Annotated in this window: 3 protein-coding genes; 2 read left to right on the top strand and 1 reads right to left on the bottom strand. The window is 39.2% G+C overall.

Annotated elements, in window-relative coordinates:
• Positions 1 to 388, bottom strand: a 388-nt coding sequence (locus Hs20B_RS09580) for a helix-turn-helix domain-containing protein (protein ID WP_172357958.1), incomplete at its 3' end; no start/stop codon positions are given.
• A gap of 153 nt (positions 389 to 541) precedes the next feature.
• Here Hs20B_RS09580 and Hs20B_RS09575 point away from each other — a divergent pair.
• Positions 542 to 730 (top strand): DNA-binding protein, encoded by a 189-nt coding sequence (locus Hs20B_RS09575; RefSeq protein ID WP_172357956.1) that lies wholly within the window; start codon positions 542 to 544, stop codon positions 728 to 730.
• Between the two features lie 104 nt (positions 731 to 834).
• Entirely contained in the window at positions 835 to 1,506 is a 672-nt protein-coding gene (locus tag Hs20B_RS09570) for a Rha family transcriptional regulator (protein ID WP_172357954.1), read from the top strand.
• The last annotated feature ends 107 nt before the right edge of the window (positions 1,507 to 1,613 follow it).

The raw sequence follows: 1,613 nt of genomic DNA, 5'->3' as shown, positions 1-1,613 counted from the left end.
CAGACTGTTCGGTTGAGCGTTGCTGGTCTAACCGATATTGCGCATAATTCAAAACGTCAGTTTGGTTTACGTCATTCAGTCTATCGAAGACTTTGACAATATCCGTGATAACCGATATATCAGATTTGACGATGAAACTATGACCGCCGTTTTTGTCAGACACCTCAAAAATTGGCGCCTTGTTGCTTTGGTTGCGTTCGTCAGACAAACCCAGAATGTAACTTTCTGATACACCGAAATAATCAGAAAGCTTTTTTATTTTGTCAAACCTAGGGGGCGTTTTCCCGTTTTCCCACCGTGAAATACTTGCTTCCGTTACTTCCAAAATTTTAGCAAGTTCTTTCATAGTCAAGCCTTTTTCTTTTCGTAAAGATTTTATGTTTTTCATAGTTTTCGTTTTTCCTTTCGTTAGTATTATAACATAAAAAGTAAAAGCAACACATTACTCTTGATTTAAATGTAATTTTTTCGTTGACACTTACATAAAAAGTAGTATAATAAAATTGTGACTTACATTTTACGTAAGAAGAAAGGAGATACCATGCTTATCACATCAGAATTAGCTAAGGCGGTAAGACGTAAGCAAGCAGACTTGTCAATGAAAAACAAGGACGTTGCGCGTGAGATGGATATATCACAACCAACGTATGCAAAAGTTATCAAAGGCAATTACAATGCTTACCCGACTATTTACGCCAAAGCCGTTGAATGGCTTGCCAAAGATTACTAACAACGATTGAAACAGGCCCCCACGTTTCTTATGACAGCAGGGACATGAAAACAGCACCAACGCGGAGACAGTGAAACACGATAAAAGCAGAAATGAGGAACAAAATGGACAATTTAGCATTTTTAACAAGTCCCGACATGAGCAGGGCAAAGTTAGCAACTAATCACGTTATCATTGCCGAATGTTCGGGACTTAAAAAAATATCAGTCCGCAAGCTGATTGATAAAAATAAAGATGACCTTGAACAGTTTGGTATATTGTCATTTGAAATGACACCCTTATCAGACAGTAGAGGACAAAAAGTTAAGGTGTACCAACTTAACCGCAACCAAGCTATGTTAGTTATGACATGGCTTGATAATACGGAACCCGTCAGAGCGTTTAAAATGGCATTAGTCAAGCGATTTGATGAGCTTGAAAAAGAACTACAAGCCCGACAGATTGCCCGAGCGGTTGAGAAACCACAAGGCAAGACATTACACCAAGCTATATCAGAATGGCAACATTATCCAAGGCATGGCAAAACATGGCACACTATTTTCAGAACATTACTTGCGACCGTTGCGACAGGTCAAACTAAAAAGCAGATTTTCGCGCGTGATACTGATTGGAGAAAAGAAAAGCCGTTGCTTGATTTAATCACAGCGGAGGAAATGGCACGTTACAGGTCACTTGAAAACATTGCGTTGGCTATGATTTTGGCAGGGTCTGATTATGAACCGATAAAAACGGCTATCACATCAATAAGCCAAGCGCCTATGATGATAACAGCATGAACGAAAACAGGAGCAAACAACATGACAGACATAAAAACAGAGTACGTTGACAAGACATTAGAGGGCGACAGCCAAGAAATAACCATTTTCAAATTAGCAGACGAACA

This window comes from Pseudolactococcus insecticola (assembly GCF_011170065.1).
Classification (GTDB): domain Bacteria; phylum Bacillota; class Bacilli; order Lactobacillales; family Streptococcaceae; genus Pseudolactococcus; species Pseudolactococcus insecticola.
The sequence above is the reverse complement of the archived record's forward strand: the minus strand, read 5'-3'. Positions and strand labels throughout refer to the sequence as shown.